Consider the following 18616-nt stretch of genomic DNA (forward strand, 5'->3'; position numbering starts at 1 on the left):
AAATCAAACGATTAAGGCCAGTTGAAAGATTTTCTTCACACATGTCATTTTTTTGAAGAAAGTGACTTTTTGCGCTTGCAGCACCGCGCAGGCCTGATTATAAGGGCGCCCAGCGAGACGCACGCGCCCTTCGTCTATCGGTTAGGACGCCAGATTTTCATTCTGGAAAGAGGGGTTCGACTCCCCTAGGGCGTGCCATTTCGACTGGTATTTCGGTACCGGAAAAAATGGCTTGAAGGATTTCCTTCAAAGTGAAGTTTTCGCTTGCTGGACGGCTTAAGGTTCACTATAAGCCGCCCTGCACAAGGCATGCGCCCTTCGTCTATCGGTTAGGACGCCAGATTTTCATTCTGGAAAGAGGGGTTCGACTCCCCTAGGGCGTGCCACTTGTCTCCCGACGCCAACCTCCTCCCTCGAAAAATCGAGGCGGCTGACGCCACGCCGCAGCGCGGATCCCGCGATGCGCCCTTCGTCTATCGGTTAGGACGCCAGATTCTCATTCTGGAAAGAGGGGTTCGATTCCCCTAGGGCGTACCAGCAACGCCGGCCCGGACATCGGCCCATACTCATCTTGAGCCTCCGCCCCCAAGAAACGTTATCGTGGTATGGCCGCATCCGTTACGCGCAGCTGAATCCGGCGCGATCCCTGCCAGTAATCGCCCGAAAACGAACCCGCGACGTGAAGGCGTTGCCCGCGCGACGACAAAAGCAGTTCTCCAAGCGGCTTTTCCGCCGCGCGGAAGGCAATCCCGTCGAGGTGGCGGCCATCAAGCGATTCGAGGCTTATCTTCACATGGCCGCCTGCCCCGATCACACGGGCATCGCGGAGTTTGTGGTCTGGAACAGCGAAGACCGGCTGCGGATGGCCGGCTCCATAGGGTCCGGCCTGCTCGAGCCGGTCGACGAACTCAAGGGTCGCACCTGAGGCGCTTACGGCACCATCAAGCTTGAGCGTTGCATTGGAGGCCAGTTTGAGCACCTGGTCATGGGCCTCGGCCTCAAAAAAGCCCCTGAGCGCACCAAGCTTGGCCTTGTCCACGGTCAGCCCGGCCGCCATGGCATGACCGCCGCCCTTCACCAGCAGCCCGGCTTCAACGGCCTTTCGCACCATCCGTCCGAGATCAAAACCGGCAATGGAGCGTCCTGAGCCGGTTCCCCGGCCGAAAGCATCAAAGGCAATGGCAAAAGCCGGACGCTGGAAGCGATCTTTCAGTCGCGAGGCCAGAAGACCAACCACACCCGGATGCCATCCCTGACGCGCTGTGATGATCACACCAGCCCCCTCGCCCGTCCCGAATTCGGCAATTGCCTCGGCCTCCGCCTCGGCCAGCATGGCGGCTTCAATGGCCTGCCGCTGCCGATTGAGATCATCCAGCTGTGCGGCGATCTCGCCAGCCTCATCCTCGGAACTGATGGTCAAAAGGCGGCTGCCGAGCGCAGCATCGCCAATCCGTCCACCAGCGTTGATACGCGGCCCGACCAGGAAACCGAAATGATAGGGCGTCACCGGTCCACTCAGCCCGGCCACACGAAACAGCGCCGCAAGACCGGCATTGGATTGACTGCGCGCCACGATCAGGCCCTTGACCACATAGGCCCGGTTGAGCCCTTTCAGCGGCACGACATCACAAACCGTGGCAAGCGCGACAAGATCCAGCCAGGCAAGAAGGTCAAGCGTCTGCGCCCGCCGGTCACCCGCCTGGCGCAGCGCCCGCAGCGTGGCAACCATGACAAGATAGACAACACCGGCCGCACAGAGATGTCCCTGACCTGAAAGGTCATCATCGCGATTTGGGTTGACCAGCGCGCGGCAGGCCGGCAGCTCGGAACCGACCTGATGATGATCAATGACCACGACATCGATGCCAAGTTCAGCCGCGCGCGCCAGTGAATCATGACTTGTAGAGCCGCAATCAACGGTCACGATCAGCTGCGCACCGCCCGCGATGAGCTTTTCAATCGCCGCCGGATTGGGACCGTAACCTTCGAAAATGCGGTCAGGGATGTAGATTTCCGCCTCGAGATCGAAGTGACGCAGAAACCGGTAAAGCAAGGCCGACGAACAGGCTCCGTCCACGTCGTAATCGCCGAAGATGGCCACCTTTTGACGCTCCCGCACGGCTGCGACAAGCCGCTCCACGGCCGCATCGCAATCCGTCAACGTCGAGGGGTCAGGCATCAGCTGGCGCAGCGTCGGATTGAGAAAATCCTGCGCGGTTTCAATCGCCACATCCCGCCCCGCAAGGACGCGGGCAATCAGCTCCGAAATGCCCTGATTCTGGGCAATCGCCAGCGCCCTGTTCTCGCCTGCAGCGTCAAGGCGCGCAACCCAGCGGAAGCCGGCCGCCGATTGCTCAACGCCCAGAAAAGCCCGCTGCTTCTTCACGATCTTGTCGGTGCTGTCCGTCACGATGGCTCCCCGCTTCCAAAATAGGGAAATAAGGCCATGGTTTAACGTCATTTTGCGGCAAAAGTAACCCGCTTTGCTGCTCTCGGCTAAATCAGCAGAACCGCGATGGCACCGATGACGACAAGATTGCCGGCTATCGTCAGGATCACCGCCCAGTTCCGGTCAAACAGGCCCATGGCGCCACATAGTCGCTGACAACATAGCGATAGAAATCGATATGTTAGCGCAACAATTGTGTAAATTCCGACCAATTCAACCAGCTCCGTTTGATCTTGCTGACATGCGTGTTGCCACCAACATTCCATTATCACAAGTCCGGCAAGGTTCAAGCTGATCCTTGACATGACTGCGACAGGTCACGCGACCCGTCCGCTATAGCCACCGGATGAGTTCGACCATTGCCGACACAAAAAAGACAGTGCTGCCGAGAAGGATCAACAACAGCGCCCAGTTCCGATCAAGAAGACCTCGTTCGCTTGCCTGGCGCCTTGTGCGATTTTCAATTTCGATCCTGACTATTTCGCCTAATGAGGGAAATTCCCGCATGATCAACCCCACGGTCAATTAAATTGACTGAAAGCTACCCCCCACTGCATGAATGTAATGTGAATGCCGCAAGCGCCCCGACAGACACAAGGGCCGGAGACGTTACATCCCCGGCCCTTGTGAAAAATAGCCCCGGCCCATCCAGAAAGCCGGTATTCACCCTGCCTGCCCCTTGCAGAGCAACCGGCGCAGAAGACGGAATTCGTCAGGGCTTCTCGATTCGGATGACCTGCGGCTGGGCCACCGTATAGCCCTCGCCCTCAATGGCACTGACGGCCTGGCGAACCGACTGCTCGGTCGTGGCATGGGTCACGAGGATGATGGTCTTGATCGGCTGGTCGAGATCACCATTGGTCGAATGCTGAACGATTGATTCGAGCGAGATCTGGTTTTCCGCCATCTGCCTTGCAATGGCGGCGATCACACCGATGCGGTCGACCACGCGCAGGCGGATGAAATAGCCGCCCTCATGGCTACGCATGCGGGCGCGGCGATAGGGCTCCAGCGATCGCGCCGGGCGGCCTAGTGCCGGAACGCTCTGCGTGCCAGGGCGGCTCTTGGCAATATCGGCGATGTCACCAAGCACTGCGGAAGCCGTCGCATTGCCGCCGGCACCGGGCCCGACCATCAACAGGTCACCGAGCACATCTGATTCGAGAGCCACGGCATTCGTTACGCCATCCACCTGGGCAATCACCGTGTCATGCGGCACCATGGTCGGGTGAACACGCTGCTCGATACCGCCTTCGGTACGCTGGGCAACACCCAGAAGCTTGATTCGGTAGCCAAGCTCGGACGCCGCCTGAATATCCTCGAGCGTGATATTCGAGATCCCCTCGAGATAGATGTCATCGGCAGAGATCTGGCAACCAAAGGCAAGCGACGTCAGGATCGCCAGCTTATGTGCCGTATCATTGCCCTCGATATCGAAGGTCGGATCAGCCTCGGCATAGCCGAGACGCTGCGCTTCTTTCAGGCAGGCATCAAAGGACAGACCCTCGCGTTCCATCCTGGTCAGGATGTAGTTGCAGGTGCCGTTCATGATGCCGTAAACGCGGGAAATATTGTTTCCGGTCAGCGATTCGCGGATAGCCTTGATCACCGGAATACCGCCGGCAACGGCGGCTTCGAAATTCAAAAGCACGCCCTTGTCTTCCGCCAGCGATGCCAGTTCGACACCACAATCGGCAAGCAGCGCCTTGTTGGCCGTCACCACGTGCAGGCCGCGCTCTAGTGCCGCCTCGACAGCCTCGCGGGCAATCCCGGACGCGCCGCCGACAAGCTCCACCAGCACGTCAATATCGGCAAGACGGGCCATCTCAGCTGCGCTGTCATACCATGTCATGCCTGTCAGATCGGCGCCGCGATCCTTTGTCCGGTCGCGTGCCGACACCGCCACGACGGTAATCGGGCGTCCGCAGGCCACAGCGAGGCTGTTCTGCCGTTCATGGATAATACGCACAAGCGCAGCGCCGACGGTCCCCAGACCGGCGACGCCAATTTTCAAGGCATCTGCCATCAGTCAATCCTACTGGCCGAAGTTTCATGGCGGCCGCTCTTGCGACCGCCACCCTTTTAGCGATGTGCGCCAAGAGACACAATATTATGTGTGTCGCTATCGTTCGAAGCCAGGAATCGTTTCAGGTTGCGGGCGGCCTGGCGGATGCGATGTTCGTTTTCCACAAGCGCGATACGAACATAATCATCGCCCTGCTCACCAAAACCAACACCCGGAGCAACCGCAATATCGGCCTTTTCCACCAGGAGCTTGGAAAATTCGAGCGATCCAAGATGGGCAAAGGCTTCCGGTATCTTCGCCCAGGCAAACATGGTCGCCTCAGGCGCGGTTACATCCCAGCCAGCCTTGGAGAAGCTGTCAAGCATCACATCGCGGCGATGCTTGTAGATCGAGCGCACTTCGGCAATGTCCGAGCCATCACCGTTGAGCGCCTGGGTCGCGGCCACCTGGATCGGCGTGAAGGCGCCGTAATCGAGATAGGATTTCACCCGCGTCAGAGCCGAAATCAACCGCTCATTGCCAACGGCAAAACCGATGCGCCAGCCCGGCATGGAGAAGGTCTTGGACATGGAAGTAAATTCCACAGCGACATCCTTCGCGCCATTGACCTGCAGCACCGAGGGTGGCGGCTCATTGCCGAAATAGATTTCCGCATAGGCCAGATCCGAGAGCACGATGATCTCGTGCTTGCGGGCAAAGGCGATGACTTCCTTATAGAAATCAAGCGATGCGACATGCGCCGTCGGATTTGACGGATAGTTGATAATCAACGCCAACGGCTTGGGGATCGAATGGCGTACCGCGCGCTCCAGCGGCGGAAAGAAACTGTCATCCGGCTCCACCGACATGGAGCGGATCACGCCACCCGCCATCAAAAAGCCGAAAGCATGGATCGGATAGGTCGGATTGGGACACAGAACCACATCACCCGGCGCCGTAATCGCCTGCGCCATATTGGCAAAGCCTTCCTTCGAACCGAGCGTCGCCACAACCTCGGTGTCGGGATCGAGCTTCACACCGAACCGGCGGGCATAATAATTCGCCTGAGCCTTGCGCAGGCCCGGAATGCCTTTCGAAGATGAATAGCGGTGGGTACGCGGATCACGCACGACCTCGCAGAGCTTGTCGACGATCGACTGCGGAGTGGGTAAATCGGGATTGCCCATGCCAAGGTCGATGATGTCGGCCCCGGCGGCGCGCGCGCTCGCTTTCAAACGGTTGACCTGTTCGAAAACGTAGGGCGGCAAACGCCGAACCTTATGAAACTCTTCCATCGTCGTCCTCATGAGAACTATGTTGCGATCCTTTTCGCAGGATCATCGAAAGCGGAGCATTCTGGCATGCCCTGACGCAAGAATTCTTCGCACTTGCGTCCATTTTGGGGCAAAAATCCAAAAATTCCGTTTCTCTTTACGCCTCACCGGTAACGATGCGCAAGTTTTCTTTGACGAAGATGAAATGACGAATGGCAAGCGCTATTGCGCGCTGTCGCCAGCGAGCGCACCGAGATCGTCCTGCATCTGGGTCACCTGCTCATCCGTCAGCTGCGGAAGTGCGCCCTCAGCCTTGTCGCATATGTCCGGCTGATCACATGGCGGCGTTGCGCAAGCGGCAAGCCCGAAAGGCATCGCCAGAACAAGGGCCAGAACCGGGGTCATGGCCAATTTATGCCGCATCGCAGCCATCATGCGTCTCGCTCCTTGCAAATCCAGTGCGGGAGCGACAGCACAGCCGCTCCCGCGCCAGAGATTGCCTGCTTTGGCTGCGTTAGGCAAGAACCCCTACCGCTGAGCACAGCGGGTAAATGCCGGCAAATGCTTGGTCTGCGAAGCATCGCGCAAAGACGTCAGCACCGTCGTGATATCGGGATAGCTGGCAACGGAGGGCAGAAGATCATTGTCATAAAGTGCGGCATTGTCGATTTCGGCCTGCACGCCGGCGGCACAGGCGGCGGCAAGACTTGCCGGGACAGCCGAAACAATGTCTTCAGCACCGATCTGGTCATTTTCGGGAACCGGAATGCCATAGGCCTCCATCAGCGCGGCCACTTCTGCCGAATGGGTGCGTTCAGCCTCGATGATATTGGTAAAGGGACGCACCGGGCCGTAAGCTTCAATGACCGCCGCATAGAAGGCTTCGGCATGATATTCATCGGCCAGAGCGCGATTGAGCGCCTCGACGGCGGCGGGTGTCAGGGTCTCGGCCGAAGCCGTGAGGGGCGCTGCCGTCAGGGCCGAAAAGGCCAGCAGGCCGCCAGCAAATGCAATCGTCAGCTTTTTAGCAATCTGGGACATGGTCGTCTCCTCCAAAACCGGCCTGCGATATTTACCGGACTATTTATATACTAATATTCGTATTTTCGAATACAAGTTACAATTTCGTGATCTTTTGCTTTTCGTCCTGCCGCGAAACCGCTAAAGCGGAAGCATGATCTTTGATCCGCCCCTGTTCCCCGCACGCCTCGTGCGGCGCTATAAGCGCTTTCTGTTTGACGCCGTTCTTGAAGCGGATGGCAGCGCAATAACCGGCTCCTGCCCCAATACCGGCTCAATGGCCGGGCTGAGCGAACCGGGATCACGCATCTGGCTCTCGCGCGATGATATGGCCAAGCGCAAATATCCTTACCGCCTGGAACTGGTTGAAGCGGACAGCACCATAGTCGGCATCAATACCGGCTTGCCAAACCGCCTTGCCGAGGAGGCCATCGCTGCAGGGCTTGTTTCGGATTTTGCCACCTATCCGACGACACGGCGTGAACAGAAATATGGCCTTAAGAGCCGAATTGACCTTTTGTTGAGCGGGCCGGATCGCCCGGACCTTTACGTCGAAGTGAAGAATGTCCATTTCATCCGGCAGAAAGGCCTGGCCGAGTTTCCCGATACACCGACAGAGCGCGGGGCAAGGCATCTTGCGGAACTTTCGTCCATGGTGGCATCAGGCAAGCGTGCAGCAATGCTATATCTCATCCAAAGGGATGATTGCAGCATGTTCAAAATTGCAACCGACATGGACCCGGCCTATGCTCGGGCTTTCGCGGTCGCGCTTGACGCTGGCGTTGAGGTCTATGCCATTAAATGCCGCGTAAGGCGTGACAGCATCACTGCGCATGCTACAGTCGGGCTGGAATTGGATGCGGTGCAAAGCCGCGTGATTGGATAGTGAAATGGTGACTTATGTTGACGCGGCGACAGCGCCGCTGAAAAATGACGGCTCGATCAGACTTTATAACGAAGAGGCTTTTGCCGCGATGCGCGCGGTCTGCGCCATCACATCGGCCTGCCTTGATGGATTGGCCGATCTGGTAAAGCCGGGTGTAACCACAGCCGAAATCGATCGTTTCGTCCTGGAATTTGGCCTCGACCACGGGGTCGTCCCCGCCACGCTCAATTATCGCGGTTATAAATATTCCAGCTGCACATCTATCAACCATGTCGTCTGCCATGGGATGCCCAACGACAAGCCTCTGCGTGAAGGCGATATCGTCAATGTGGATGTCACCTATTACCAGGACGGCTGGCATGGCGATTCGAGCCGCATGTATCCGGTTGGCACGATCAAGCGCAATGCCGAGCGTTTGCTCGAAGTGACATACGAATCGCTGCTGCGCGGCATTGCTGCCGTAAAGCCCGGTGCGCGCACCGGTGCGATCGGCGCGGCGATCCAGACCTATGCCGAGGCCGAGCGCTGCTCTGTGGTTCGTGATTTCTGCGGCCACGGCGTCGGAAGGCTTTTCCATGACACACCCAATATCCTGCATTACGGCCACCCCGAAGACGGTCCGGTTCTCAAGGAGGGCATGATCTTCACCATTGAACCGATGCTTAATCTCGGCAAACCGCATGTAAAGGTTCTGAATGATGGCTGGACGGCAGTGACGCGGGATCGTTCGCTGACGGCCCAATATGAGCACTGCGTCGGTGTAACAGCCGATGGCTGTGAAATCTTCACCCTTTCCGCTGCAGGCCAGGACCGGCCGGGCCTGCCGCCGCTATCCTGAGGGATCGCCTTTCATGGTCAAACGACCTGAGAAACAGCATGGCGGAGCATTTTCGGAACCCTCCTCGCTCGAAAGCGAGGAGCAGGACGAGCGTAGCTTTTTCGCTGAGCAACCGGCTGAAAAACCGCATGCCCAGCAAAGGGCGACGGCTGCCTTGCAGGCGGCGGCCGGAAACCACTATCACGGCCACCGCGACCGGCTGCGCAACCGCTTCCGCGAACGCGGCGCCGATTCTCTGGCTGATTACGAGATCCTCGAACTGCTGCTGTTCCGGCTGATTCCACGGCGCGACACCAAGCCAATCGCCAAGGCTCTTCTTGATCGGTTCGGCTCGCTGGCCGGCGTTTTCGGTGCCCCGGCCGAGCTGCTTCAGGAAGTGAGCGGCATTGGCGAGACGGTGGCCACCGATCTGAAACTGATTTCGGCGCTTGCCCAGCGCTCGCTCAAGAGCACGCTGAAGGAACGGCCTATCCTCGCATCGTGGTCATCGGTGATCGACTACTGCACCGCCGCCATGGCGCATGAGACGCGCGAGCAGTTCCGCATCCTGTTTCTCGACAAGCGCAACAAACTCATTGCCGACGAAATCCAGGGGATCGGGACGGTCGATCATACGCCGGTCTATCCGCGTGAAGTGGTGAAACGCGCGCTTGATCTTTCCGCAACCGCCATCATCCTCGTCCACAATCATCCGTCCGGCGACCCGACGCCATCGCGCGCCGATATCGACATGACGCAGACCATCATCAACAGTGCCAAGCCGCTCGGTATCACCATTCACGACCACATTATCATCGGCAAGGATGGTCATGTCAGCTTTAGAGGTCTGCGGCTGATCTAGACCGCAGCGCCTGCACCTGTCAGAACCGTTTAATGAAACCATTAAATTAGAGGACTATCTGTGCAATAATCAAAACTGGGGCAGTCCTATTCCATTCCTTTTCAAATTCACCGGGGTAGTTTTATGGATTCTTACGATCTGGTCGTGATTGGCAGCGGACCTGCGGGCCGTCGCGGCGCCATCCAGGCTTCCAAGCTTGGCAAGAAGACGCTTGTCATCGACAAGGGCACGCAGATCGGTGGGGTTTCGGTGCATACCGGAACAATCCCGTCGAAGACGATGCGTGAAACAGTGCTGAACCTGACGGGCTGGCGCGAGCGCGGCTTTTACGGCCGCTCCTACCGCGTCAAGCACAATATCACCGCCGATGATCTACGCGCGCGTCTGCTCAAGACGCTCGACTATGAAATCGATGTTCTTGAATGGCAGTTCGAGCGCAATCGCGTTGATCAGGTCCGTGGCTTTGCCCATTTCATCGATGCCAACACGATCGAGATCGAAAAGGATACCGGTGAGATCCAGCGTGTGCATGCCAAATCGGTTCTGGTCTCTGTCGGCACTCGCCCCTATCGGCCGCCGCATATCCCCTTTGACGGCCAGAAAGTGCTCGACAGCGACGAACTGCTCAACATCAAGCAGATCCCGCGCTCCATGGTGGTGGTCGGCGCCGGTGTTATCGGCATCGAATATGCCACCATCTTTTCCGCTCTCGATACGCTGGTGACGGTGGTTGAGCCGCGCGATACCATGCTGGACTTCATTGACAGTGAGATCCGCTTCAACTTCACCGCCCAGCTGCGCGACCGCAATATCAAGCTGCTGTTCGGTCAGGGTGCCGAAGGCGTTGAAATCGATCCTTCGGGAAAATGCCGCGTCACCTTGCAGGGCGGACGTACGCTGCTGGCCGAATCGGTGCTGTTTGCCGCCGGACGCCAGGGGGCTACCGACACGCTCAATCTGGCCGCCGTCGGCCTGGAAGCAGACCATCGCGGACGGCTGAAGGTTGATCCAATCACCTTCCAGACCGCCGTTCCCAACATCTATGCCGCCGGGGACGTGATCGGCTTTCCGGCCCTCGCCTCCACCTCGATGGAACAGGGCCGTATCGCTGCCCGCCACGCTGTCGGCGCACCGGCAGAAGAACCGCCGCAATATTTCCCCTATGGCATCTATGCCGTTCCGGAAATGTCGACCTGCGGCATGACGGAAGAGGAAGTGCAGCAGCGCGGCATTCCCTATGAATGCGGTGTGGCCTTTTTCCGCGAGACCTCACGCGGCCACATCATGGGACTGCAGAACGGTCTTTTGAAGATGATCTTCTCGCTGAAGACCCATCGCCTGCTCGGCATCCACATTGTCGGCGAAGGCGCAACCGAGCTGATCCATATCGGTCAGGCGGTTTTGAACCTGAAGGGCACGGTCGAATATTTCGTCGAAAACACCTTCAATTACCCGACCCTCGCCGAAGCCTACAAGATCGCCGGCCTTGATGCATGGAACCGCATGGTGCAGCTGAAGGGCGATGACGGCTGACTGAACGGCCGGGGAAGAGCGATATTGCACGAACTCGAGTTCTACCTTCGCGCCTGGTGTCTGAAGCCCGATGGGGAACCGTTTGAAACCCATACGGCAACGCTCCTTCCCGTAACATCCCCCCAGGGCCCGGCAATGCTCAAATACGCTGGCGCCCTGGAGGAGGAATTTGGTTTCGATCTCCTTGAGGCCTGGAACGGAAACGGTGCCGCGCGCATCCTCGCACGTAAGGGCGCTGTGGTGCTGATGGAACGCGCCACGGGATCGCGCTCGCTCGGCAGAATGGCAACTGCAGGCGCAGACAAGGCGGCCACCACTATCCTCTGCAACACCGCAAGACGCCTTCACGCCGGTCCGGATGTCCCTCCTGCGAGGCTCATTCCACTCGATCGATGGTTCGCGGCACTTGAACCCGCAGCCGATCGGCATGGCGGACTGTTTTCGACAGCGCATCGTTTTAGCCGCAGCCTCATCGCAACCAGCCAGGATGTCCTGCCGCTGCACGGCGACCTGCACCACGAGAATGTTCTTGATTTCGGCGAACGCGGTTTTCTCGCAATCGATCCCAAGGGCCTGATCGGCGAACGCTATTTCGAATATTGCTGCCTGTTCACCAATCCGGACATGGCTGATCCCGACATCGCCATCGCCAGAGCACCGGAACGCTTCGCCGCCAGACTGCAAGCCGTTTGTGAGGGCGCCAATCTTGATCCGATGCGCCTTTTGCAGTGGCTCGTCGCATGGTGTGGCCTCTCGGCTGTCTGGTTTACCGGAGAGGACGCACAGAGAACCCGCATTGATCTCGACATAGCTGCAATGGCGCTCGGCCAGCTGCAAAACTGAACCCAAACGCAAAAAGGCCGCCTCAGGGGCGGCCTTTCGCAACTAATAAAGCAGAGTGCCTTATTCTTCAGAAGCGGCGTCGTCAGCCTTGGGAGCCGCCTTCTTCTTGGCAGGTGCCTTCTTCTTCGGTGCAGGCTTCTTTTCAGCAGCCTCGGCAGCGGGTGCTTCTTCAGCCGCCGCAGCCTTGGGAGCAGCCTTCTTCTTGGCAGGCGCCTTCTTCTTTTCGGCAGGCTTTTCCTCGGACTTGGCTTCTTCAGCCTCGTCCTCGTCATCCGCCATCAGTTCTTCCTTGGAAACGACCACGTCGGTGACGTCAATCGTTTCGAGCAGATGGTCAACGACCTTCTCTTCGAAGATCGGGGCACGCAGCGAAGCAGCAGCACCGGGCGTTTCACGGAAGAACTTCAGAATTTCCTGCTCCTGACCGGGATACTGGCGCATCTGGTCGTAAAGGGCACGCTGCAACTCGTCATCCTTGACTTCAACACCAACCTTCTCGCCGATTTCGGAGAGAACCAGGCCGAGACGGACGCGACGTTCAGCAAGCTTGCGATATTCTTCGCGGGCTTCCTCTTCAGTCGTGTCTTCATCTTCGAAGGTCTTGCCTGACTGCTGAAGGTCGGCATTGACCTGACGCCAGATGTTTTCAAACTCAGCTTCAACCAGCGTGCTCGGCGCTTCAAAGGAATACTGACCGTCGAGCTGATCGAGCAGCTGACGCTTGACCTTCTGGCGGGTGAACTGGGTGTACTGGCCCTGGATCTGCTCGCGAACGATTTCGCGCAGACGCTCGGCACTTTCCAGACCCAGCTTTTCAGCAAGTTCGTCGTTGATTTCCAGTTCACCGGCGCTTGCGACTTCCTTAACGGTTACGTCAAAAGTGGCTTCCTTGCCGGCCAGGTGTGCTGCCGGATATTCCTCCGGGAAGGTGACCTTGACCTGCTTTTCGTCGCCAGCCTTGGCGCCAACGAGCTGTTCTTCAAAGCCCGGGATGAAACGATTCGAGCCGAGAACCAGCTGGCTATCGCTGTCGGTACCGCCCTCAAAGGCTTCACCGTCGATCTTGCCGACATAGTCCATGGTGACGCGGTCGCCATCTTCGGCAGCACCGTCCTTGGTCTCATAGGAACGGGCGCTTTCAGCCACGGCCTTGACCTGCTCCTCGACTTCCTCTTCGGAAATCTCGACAACCTGACGGGTGACCTTGAAGCCATCGGTCGGCTGAACTTCGAAGCTCGGCAGAACTTCATAGGCAACCGTGAATTCGAAATCGGCTTCGCCGGCGAGAACCTTCTCAGCCTCAGCCTCATCCTCGGTCATGTCAATCTTCGGCTGACCGGCAGCACGTTCACCACGCTCGGTGATGACTTCCTGCGGCTTCTGGTTCAAAAGCTCGTTGACGAGCTCGGCCATGATTGACTTGCCGTACAGCTTCTTCAGATGCGCGACCGGCACTTTACCCGGACGAAAGCCATTGATGCGAACCTTGTCCTTAGCCTCGGCCAGACGCTCGTTCATCCGCGCCTTCAGATCATCAGCCGGAACGACGACCTTGATTTCGCGCTTCAGCCCTTCAGCGAGCGTTTCGGTTACCTGCATATTCATACCTTCAATTCATCTCGGCCGTTCTTCACGGGCCGTTGGGTTTAATGCGCACAAGCGTCGGCGCCAGCCGGGCGTGACTTCATGCAATTGTCTCGGCATTTTGGCAAGCAACGGCGCTTGGGCAAAATGGCGCACGGGCGTATCACTTCGAAGCGCGGCAAACGCGTAAAAAGCGCGCCCAGTCGCGGCTTTGGTGCCCCCGGCAGGATTCGAACCCGCGACCCTCTGATTACAAATCAGATGCTCTACCAACTGAGCTACAAGGGCATTGGCCATGCCCACTAGCAGATTTGCCGCTGCTGTAAAACGAAAAAATTAAACCTTTCGCCTGTATTTTCGTATGAAACGGCAATATCCCTTCGCTATACGACCGAAGGATGGCATTGAAGACCCGTTATTCAGGCCCCGCCGAAACGCGACGCGAAGAGAGATACATGCCCGATCATAGCCCCGCGCTCTGTTTCCTCGCCTCCCATGCTGAAGACGCCCAGAAGGCGTTGAGTGAGCTTGAGACCCTTTACGGAAACGTCCCCGTCCAGCAGGCCGATTATATCGTCGCCCTTGGCGGCGACGGTTTCATGCTGCAGGTGCTGCATGACACCATGAATTCCGGCAAGCTGGTCTATGGCATGAATCGCGGCTCGGTCGGCTTTCTGATGAATGATTATGCCACCGACAATCTGTTTGAGCGCCTGTCGGTTGCCGATATCAACACGCTGTGCCCATTGCGAATGACGACCACCAATGCCGACGGCACGACGTCCATTGCGCTGGCCATCAATGAGGTCTCGATGATCCGTCAGTCTTATCAGGCCGCCAAGCTGAAGATCGAGATCGACGGCAAGGAACGGCTGGGCGAACTCGCCTGCGACGGCATTCTGGTAGCAACACCGGCGGGCTCAACAGCCTATAACCTGTCCGTCCACGGCCCGATCATTCCGCTGGAAGCCCCGCTTCTGGCGATCACGCCGATCAGCGCCTTCAGGCCGCGGCGCTGGCGCGGTGCACTGCTGCCGGACAATTCAGTGGTCGACATTCATGTGCTGGAGCCGCAGAAGCGGCCGGTCAACGCTGTAGCCGACCACACGGAAGTCAAGAGTGTGCTTCATGTGCGGATCGAACAGGACGCCCACACACGCGCCAAAGTGCTCTCCGACCCCAACCGGTCATGGTCGGAACGTATTCTGGCAGAGCAGTTTTCAGACTGAGGCAAAGCACGCCCCATTTCCCCAAGCCCCGGACCTTTACCGACCACCGCTTTGGCGCATTGGCTCATTGCTTGAAGCCGGGTCCGATGCATACGAGGCAGTGGCACCTTGGGAAATGTTCGGCTGAGGCTCTGCCGCAGAGGTTGATGGGCCGTCATCCGCCTTCGCCCCTGCCCCGCAGGCCGCGCTGCCTTCCTGCTGACGCGGCTGAGAACCTGCCCCGCCAGACGTCATTTTCATGTCTGAATCGCGGTCTATCTGCTCTAGAATCAGCCTCAGGTCTGGCGATAGCGACATCAGACTGCGCATGCGTTTGATGTCGCGATTGCGCACAGAAGCGAAGACTTCCCGCCAGAAATCACCGCGCTCGGCAAATTCATTCCGCCACCTCACATTGCGTTCTTCAATCTTGCGCCGCCGCTCAGCGGCAGCGTCTGTTTCTGGCACCGGCTCGCTGGTCGAAGACCGGGCTGCGGACGCGGCTGTGTGTTCATTATTGGCTCTCATACTCAACTCCCCCTGATCGCTCGGCATGGTTTGCCGATGGGAAGAAAGTAATAAAAGGGAAAATGAACTAAAATTCGTGTTTTTCGATAGTCCGGAGATCCAGCCTAAAGCCCGAAGAAGCTCCGGTTCATCGCCGCCCATTGCAGCAGGATCACGGTCTTGGCATCGACAATTTCGCCGGAAACGACCATGGCAATTGCCTCATCAAAACCGATGGTGACAATCTCCAGATCCTCGTTTTCCTCGTCGAGCCCACCGCCTTCGGCGACCCGCATGCCAGCATCGACAATAGTGGCATAACAGTGGATATGTTCCGTCATCAGGCCAGGCGCGGTAAGGGTCGTGAGCACGTGGTGGAGTGCCTCAACACGAAAGCCCGTTTCCTCCAGAACTTCCCGCTGCGCCGCTTTCAGCGGCACTTCGCCATCATCGATCAGACCGGCCGCCACCTCAAGCATGAAACCATCGCCATCCATGCTCAGATAGGCCGGCATGCGAAACTGCCGCACGAATACAAACTTGCCGAGATCTCGATCAAATACCAGAACCGCAGCGGCTTCGGGCCGCATGCAGACTTCCCAAGTCACCTCATAGGCTTCACCATTCGCCTTTGCATAGGAGAAACGATAGGCATTGAGTGTCGTCCAGCCGCTATAGATCTGTTTCGTCTCAAGAATACTGACACGGTCTGATGTCTTATCGGTCATTCCCAATCCATTTCCGGCCTCAGTCAGGCCCGTTTCTCGCACGGCACTGCAAAATCGCACTGCAACCGCTCTTAGCAATGCGGCGCGCCCGTGTCACCAGTCCCGCCGCCACTCCACTTGTCTTTCACCGGCCACACACCTAAGAACTATCCGAAGGCGCGGCGAGCCATATCAGCGTCGCGCGATGCGAGAAGCGAGCCATCTATGAATTATCGCCACATCTACCACGCCGGAAATTTCGCTGATGTGTTCAAACACGCAATCTTTGCGCGGATGATCACCTATTTTCAGCGCAAGGAGGCCGCCTTTCGCATCCTTGACACCCATGCCGGGATCGGCCTTTACGACCTGACCTCAGACGAAGCACAGAAGACCGGCGAATGGCGCGAGGGCATTGCCCGCCTGCTGGAGGCGGATCTCTCCCCCGTGACCGCCGATCTGCTGGCGCCTTATCTTCAAAGCGTCAGAACACTCAATCCCGAAGGCGGCATCAATCGCTATCCAGGCTCCCCCATGCTCGCCCGCCACCTGATGCGGCCACAGGACCGGCTTTCGGCCATCGAGCTCCACCCGGAAGATGCCGGGCACCTGCACGCCCTGTTTTCCGGCGACCATCAGGTTCGCGTGACCGAGCTTGACGGCTGGCTGTCGCTCGGCAGCCATCTGCCGCCGAAAGAACGTCGCGGCCTCGTTCTTGTCGATCCGCCCTTCGAGCGCGACGGCGAGTTCGACCGCATGGTTGTCGGCCTTGCCCGGGCCTGGCGGCGTTTTGCCACCGGCACCTACTGCTTCTGGTATCCGCTGAAAAAGGGCGCACCGGTCAAGGAATTTCATGGTGCGCTCGAAGCGCTGAAAATCCCGAAAGTCCTCTGCGCCGAAATGTCGGTCAAAAGCGACCGCAACACGACCGGGCTGACAGGAACCGGCATGATCATCGTCAATCCGCCCTTCACACTGAAACAGGAACTGCATGCCATATTACCGGAGATGAAGGACATTCTGGCTCAGGACCGCTTCGCCAGCCAGCGCTGCTTCTGGATCACCGGAGAACATATTACCGAGGAAGACTGATATGATGAAACTCTATTGCTCGCCCGCCTCACCCTATTCCGCCAAGGTTCGCATGGCCGCCCGCTATCTTGCACTGCCGATCGAGGAAGTGCATGTCGCCACGCCTGAGAACCCGGCTGAGCTGCTGGCGGTCAACCCGCTGGGCAAAATCCCGACACTCGTGAGCGAAGACGGCGAATCCTTTTTCGACAGCCGCGTCATCATGCACTACATGGACAGCCTCAGCGAAGACGCACACATCTATCCGCACAGCGCCGAAAAGCGTGCCCGTGTCGAACGCATGGAAGCGCTTTGTGACGGCATTACCGATGCAGCCCTGCTGGTGGTTTATGAGACCCGGTTCCGCTCGCCGGAAACCTGGCACGGTCCATGGGTCGAACGTCAGTGGGAAAAGGTCCGCCGCGGCCTCGATGTGCTGGAAGCCGATCCGCCGAAGATCGGCAACAAGCTCAATGCCGGTCATTTTGCCCTTGCAAGCCTGCTTGCCTATCTGATGATCCGCTTCCCCGGCCAGTGGGAGGAAGCGCGCGTACGGCTGACGGAATGGCCCGCAGCTTTCCAGGAACGCTTTCCCGCCTTTGCCGACACCCGCCCGAAGGTTTAGGCCGTTTTCAGCAAAACCGGACCCCGGTTTCCATGCGGAAACATGGAAAAGCTCTGAAACAGCAGAAAGCCCGCCGGTTTCCCGACGGGCTCAGATTGCTGACAAACCTTGCTCCTTTTTCTGACGTCATGCCTGTGCTTGTCACAGGCATCCAGCCGACGCGCGTCCGCGCGGCGAAAGGACTGATCTATTCAATGCCTTATGAATCTGGATCCCCGTGACAAGCACGGGGATGACGACAGAGGGAGGGGCTGTGCCACATCAAACATGCAATATGAATGGCTTTGTCAACAGTCTAAGCCCGCCGGTTTCCCGGCGGGCTTTCGTGTCGCAGTCGCGACAATGATCTGCATCAGATCAGAAGTGGAAGGCAAGACCGGCCTTGATAGTGTTTTCCTCAAAGCCCTTCTTGTAGCTGCCAGAGCTCAGATTATAGGTCTGATCGCCGTAATCCGTGTAACGATATTCAAGACGTGCCGACAGGTTGTCGGTGATCATCGCTTCAGCACCGGCACCAACCGTGTAGCCCCATGCACCTTCGCTCTTGCTCGAGCTGTAGTCGACAGCCTTGGTGTCCGTTGCGGCGACACCGGCAGTGCCGTAAATCAGAACCGGGTCGAGCGAATAGCCGACACGCCCGCGCATCGAGCCGTTCCAGCCCTGTTCGAAATGGGCGGCCCCGATGGTCTGCTCCTGGCTCGAATTCGAAAGATCGCCTTCAACGCCGTAGACAACCGAACCGTCCTGAAGGTTGTAACCGCCGAACAGCGTTCCGCCAAAGCCAGAGGCGTTGAAATCACCACCATTGAAAGTGCCCCAGTCATAATTGAGGGCGCCACCGACATAAGCACCACCCCAGTTATTGGTCTTGGGGGCGCTGTAGGTCATTGCCGGGGCCGGCTCATAGGACTGGGTGTTTACGACTGCATCTGCAGCCGATGCAACGCCGGCGCCCATCGCGGTGGAAGCGGCAGCGGCGAGAAGAGTCTTTGTCCAGATCCGCATCTTAATTCTCCTTGGTCAATTCAGACCGGTCGGGTGGCCGCTATACTACGATCCGTCAACCCTCATCCCGGCTCTGCTTGTATAAATTAAATAGGATTGCGCCTGGAAAATAGCAATATTACGAATTTTTTGTGGTGATTTATAGTTAACACTATATTTAAATTTGACGCAGAAGAACCTAGATTATAGTTAATACTATGTAAATGTAATGAATACAAAG

17 protein-coding genes and 4 tRNA genes are annotated in these 18616 nt (G+C 58.0%); 11 read left to right on the top strand and 10 right to left on the bottom strand.

The window, feature by feature from the left end; genetic code table 11:
* The first annotated feature begins 123 nt into the window (after nt 1-123).
* From FJU08_RS12945 to FJU08_RS12955, 3 genes are all read left to right on the top strand, one after another.
* Nucleotides 124-198, top strand: a tRNA-Glu gene (locus tag FJU08_RS12945).
* Nucleotides 199-311: 113 nt separating this feature from the next.
* Nucleotides 312-386, top strand: a tRNA-Glu gene (locus FJU08_RS12950).
* Nucleotides 387-462: 76 nt separating this feature from the next.
* Nucleotides 463-537: transfer RNA gene (locus tag FJU08_RS12955), tRNA-Glu, on the top strand.
* Between the two features lie 58 nt (nt 538-595).
* On the opposite strand, the gene recJ is transcribed toward FJU08_RS12955, so the two are convergent.
* From recJ to FJU08_RS12980, 5 genes are all read right to left on the bottom strand, one after another.
* Nucleotides 596-2410 carry a single-stranded-DNA-specific exonuclease RecJ gene (recJ, locus tag FJU08_RS12960; RefSeq protein ID WP_235890685.1) on the bottom strand — a complete coding sequence of 605 codons (1815 nt, stop codon included), beginning with the start codon at nt 2408-2410 and terminating at the stop codon, nt 596-598.
* 751 nt (nt 2411-3161) lie between these two features.
* The gene (locus FJU08_RS12965; protein ID WP_141149440.1) at nt 3162-4475 is read right to left on the bottom strand and encodes a homoserine dehydrogenase; all 1314 of its coding nucleotides are present in this window, start codon (nt 4473-4475) and stop codon (nt 3162-3164) included.
* A 56-nt stretch (nt 4476-4531) separates the two neighbouring features.
* A complete protein-coding gene (locus tag FJU08_RS12970; RefSeq protein ID WP_141149441.1) occupies nt 4532-5749 on the bottom strand; it encodes an LL-diaminopimelate aminotransferase in 1218 nt (405 codons plus the stop codon).
* A gap of 201 nt (nt 5750-5950) precedes the next feature.
* Complete coding sequence (locus FJU08_RS12975) at nt 5951-6163, bottom strand: hypothetical protein (RefSeq protein ID WP_141149442.1); 213 nt, start codon at nt 6161-6163, stop codon at nt 5951-5953.
* Between the two features lie 93 nt (nt 6164-6256).
* Nucleotides 6257-6769, bottom strand: coding sequence for a ferritin-like domain-containing protein (locus tag FJU08_RS12980; RefSeq protein WP_141149443.1), 513 nt, complete (start codon nt 6767-6769; stop codon nt 6257-6259).
* A 133-nt stretch (nt 6770-6902) separates the two neighbouring features.
* Here FJU08_RS12980 and sfsA point away from each other — a divergent pair, with 133 nt between their 5' ends.
* From sfsA to FJU08_RS13005, 5 genes are all read left to right on the top strand, one after another.
* Entirely contained in the window at nt 6903-7634 is a 732-nt protein-coding gene (gene sfsA, locus FJU08_RS12985; RefSeq protein WP_141149444.1) for a DNA/RNA nuclease SfsA, read from the top strand.
* 4 nt (nt 7635-7638) lie between these two features.
* Nucleotides 7639-8472: a type I methionyl aminopeptidase gene (map, locus tag FJU08_RS12990; RefSeq protein ID WP_141149445.1), complete on the top strand. Its 834-nt coding sequence runs from the start codon at nt 7639-7641 to the stop codon at nt 8470-8472.
* Between the two features lie 13 nt (nt 8473-8485).
* On the top strand, nt 8486-9313 hold the full coding sequence (gene radC / locus FJU08_RS12995) for a RadC family protein (RefSeq protein ID WP_141149446.1): 828 nt from the start codon (nt 8486-8488) through the stop codon (nt 9311-9313).
* A gap of 123 nt (nt 9314-9436) precedes the next feature.
* On the top strand, nt 9437-10846 hold the full coding sequence (sthA, locus tag FJU08_RS13000) for a Si-specific NAD(P)(+) transhydrogenase (protein WP_141149447.1): 1410 nt from the start codon (nt 9437-9439) through the stop codon (nt 10844-10846).
* A gap of 24 nt (nt 10847-10870) precedes the next feature.
* Nucleotides 10871-11689: an aminoglycoside phosphotransferase family protein gene (locus FJU08_RS13005; RefSeq protein WP_141149448.1), complete on the top strand. Its 819-nt coding sequence runs from the start codon at nt 10871-10873 to the stop codon at nt 11687-11689.
* A gap of 60 nt (nt 11690-11749) precedes the next feature.
* Here FJU08_RS13005 and tig read toward each other — a convergent pair whose 3' ends face one another.
* Entirely contained in the window at nt 11750-13288 is a 1539-nt protein-coding gene (tig, locus tag FJU08_RS13010) for a trigger factor (protein ID WP_141149552.1), read from the bottom strand.
* A 197-nt stretch (nt 13289-13485) separates the two neighbouring features.
* Nucleotides 13486-13561 (bottom strand) — tRNA-Thr (locus FJU08_RS13015).
* 167 nt (nt 13562-13728) lie between these two features.
* Here FJU08_RS13015 and FJU08_RS13020 point away from each other — a divergent pair.
* Complete coding sequence (locus FJU08_RS13020; protein ID WP_141149449.1) at nt 13729-14502, top strand: NAD kinase; 774 nt, start codon at nt 13729-13731, stop codon at nt 14500-14502.
* A gap of 36 nt (nt 14503-14538) precedes the next feature.
* Here FJU08_RS13020 and FJU08_RS13025 read toward each other — a convergent pair whose 3' ends face one another.
* Together FJU08_RS13025 and FJU08_RS13030 are read right to left on the bottom strand one after the other, a co-directional pair.
* Complete coding sequence (locus FJU08_RS13025) at nt 14539-15150, bottom strand: hypothetical protein (protein WP_141149450.1); 612 nt, start codon at nt 15148-15150, stop codon at nt 14539-14541.
* Entirely contained in the window at nt 15114-15716 is a 603-nt protein-coding gene (locus FJU08_RS13030) for an NUDIX domain-containing protein (protein WP_141149451.1), read from the bottom strand. Before FJU08_RS13030 ends, FJU08_RS13025 begins: the two co-directional genes overlap by 37 nt.
* A gap of 204 nt (nt 15717-15920) precedes the next feature.
* Here FJU08_RS13030 and FJU08_RS13035 point away from each other — a divergent pair, with 204 nt between their 5' ends.
* Nucleotides 15921-16787 carry a 23S rRNA (adenine(2030)-N(6))-methyltransferase RlmJ gene (locus FJU08_RS13035; RefSeq protein WP_141149452.1) on the top strand — a complete coding sequence of 289 codons (867 nt, stop codon included), beginning with the start codon at nt 15921-15923 and terminating at the stop codon, nt 16785-16787.
* A 4-nt stretch (nt 16788-16791) separates the two neighbouring features.
* A complete protein-coding gene (locus FJU08_RS13040; RefSeq protein WP_141149553.1) occupies nt 16792-17391 on the top strand; it encodes a glutathione S-transferase in 600 nt (199 codons plus the stop codon).
* A gap of 357 nt (nt 17392-17748) precedes the next feature.
* Here the strand turns inward: FJU08_RS13040 and FJU08_RS13045 are convergent, their stop codons facing one another.
* Complete coding sequence (locus tag FJU08_RS13045) at nt 17749-18396, bottom strand: outer membrane protein (RefSeq protein WP_141149453.1); 648 nt, start codon at nt 18394-18396, stop codon at nt 17749-17751.
* Between the last annotated feature and the right edge of the window lie 220 nt (nt 18397-18616).

Source organism: Martelella alba, from assembly GCF_006516955.1.
Taxonomy (GTDB): domain Bacteria; phylum Pseudomonadota; class Alphaproteobacteria; order Rhizobiales; family Rhizobiaceae; genus Martelella; species Martelella alba.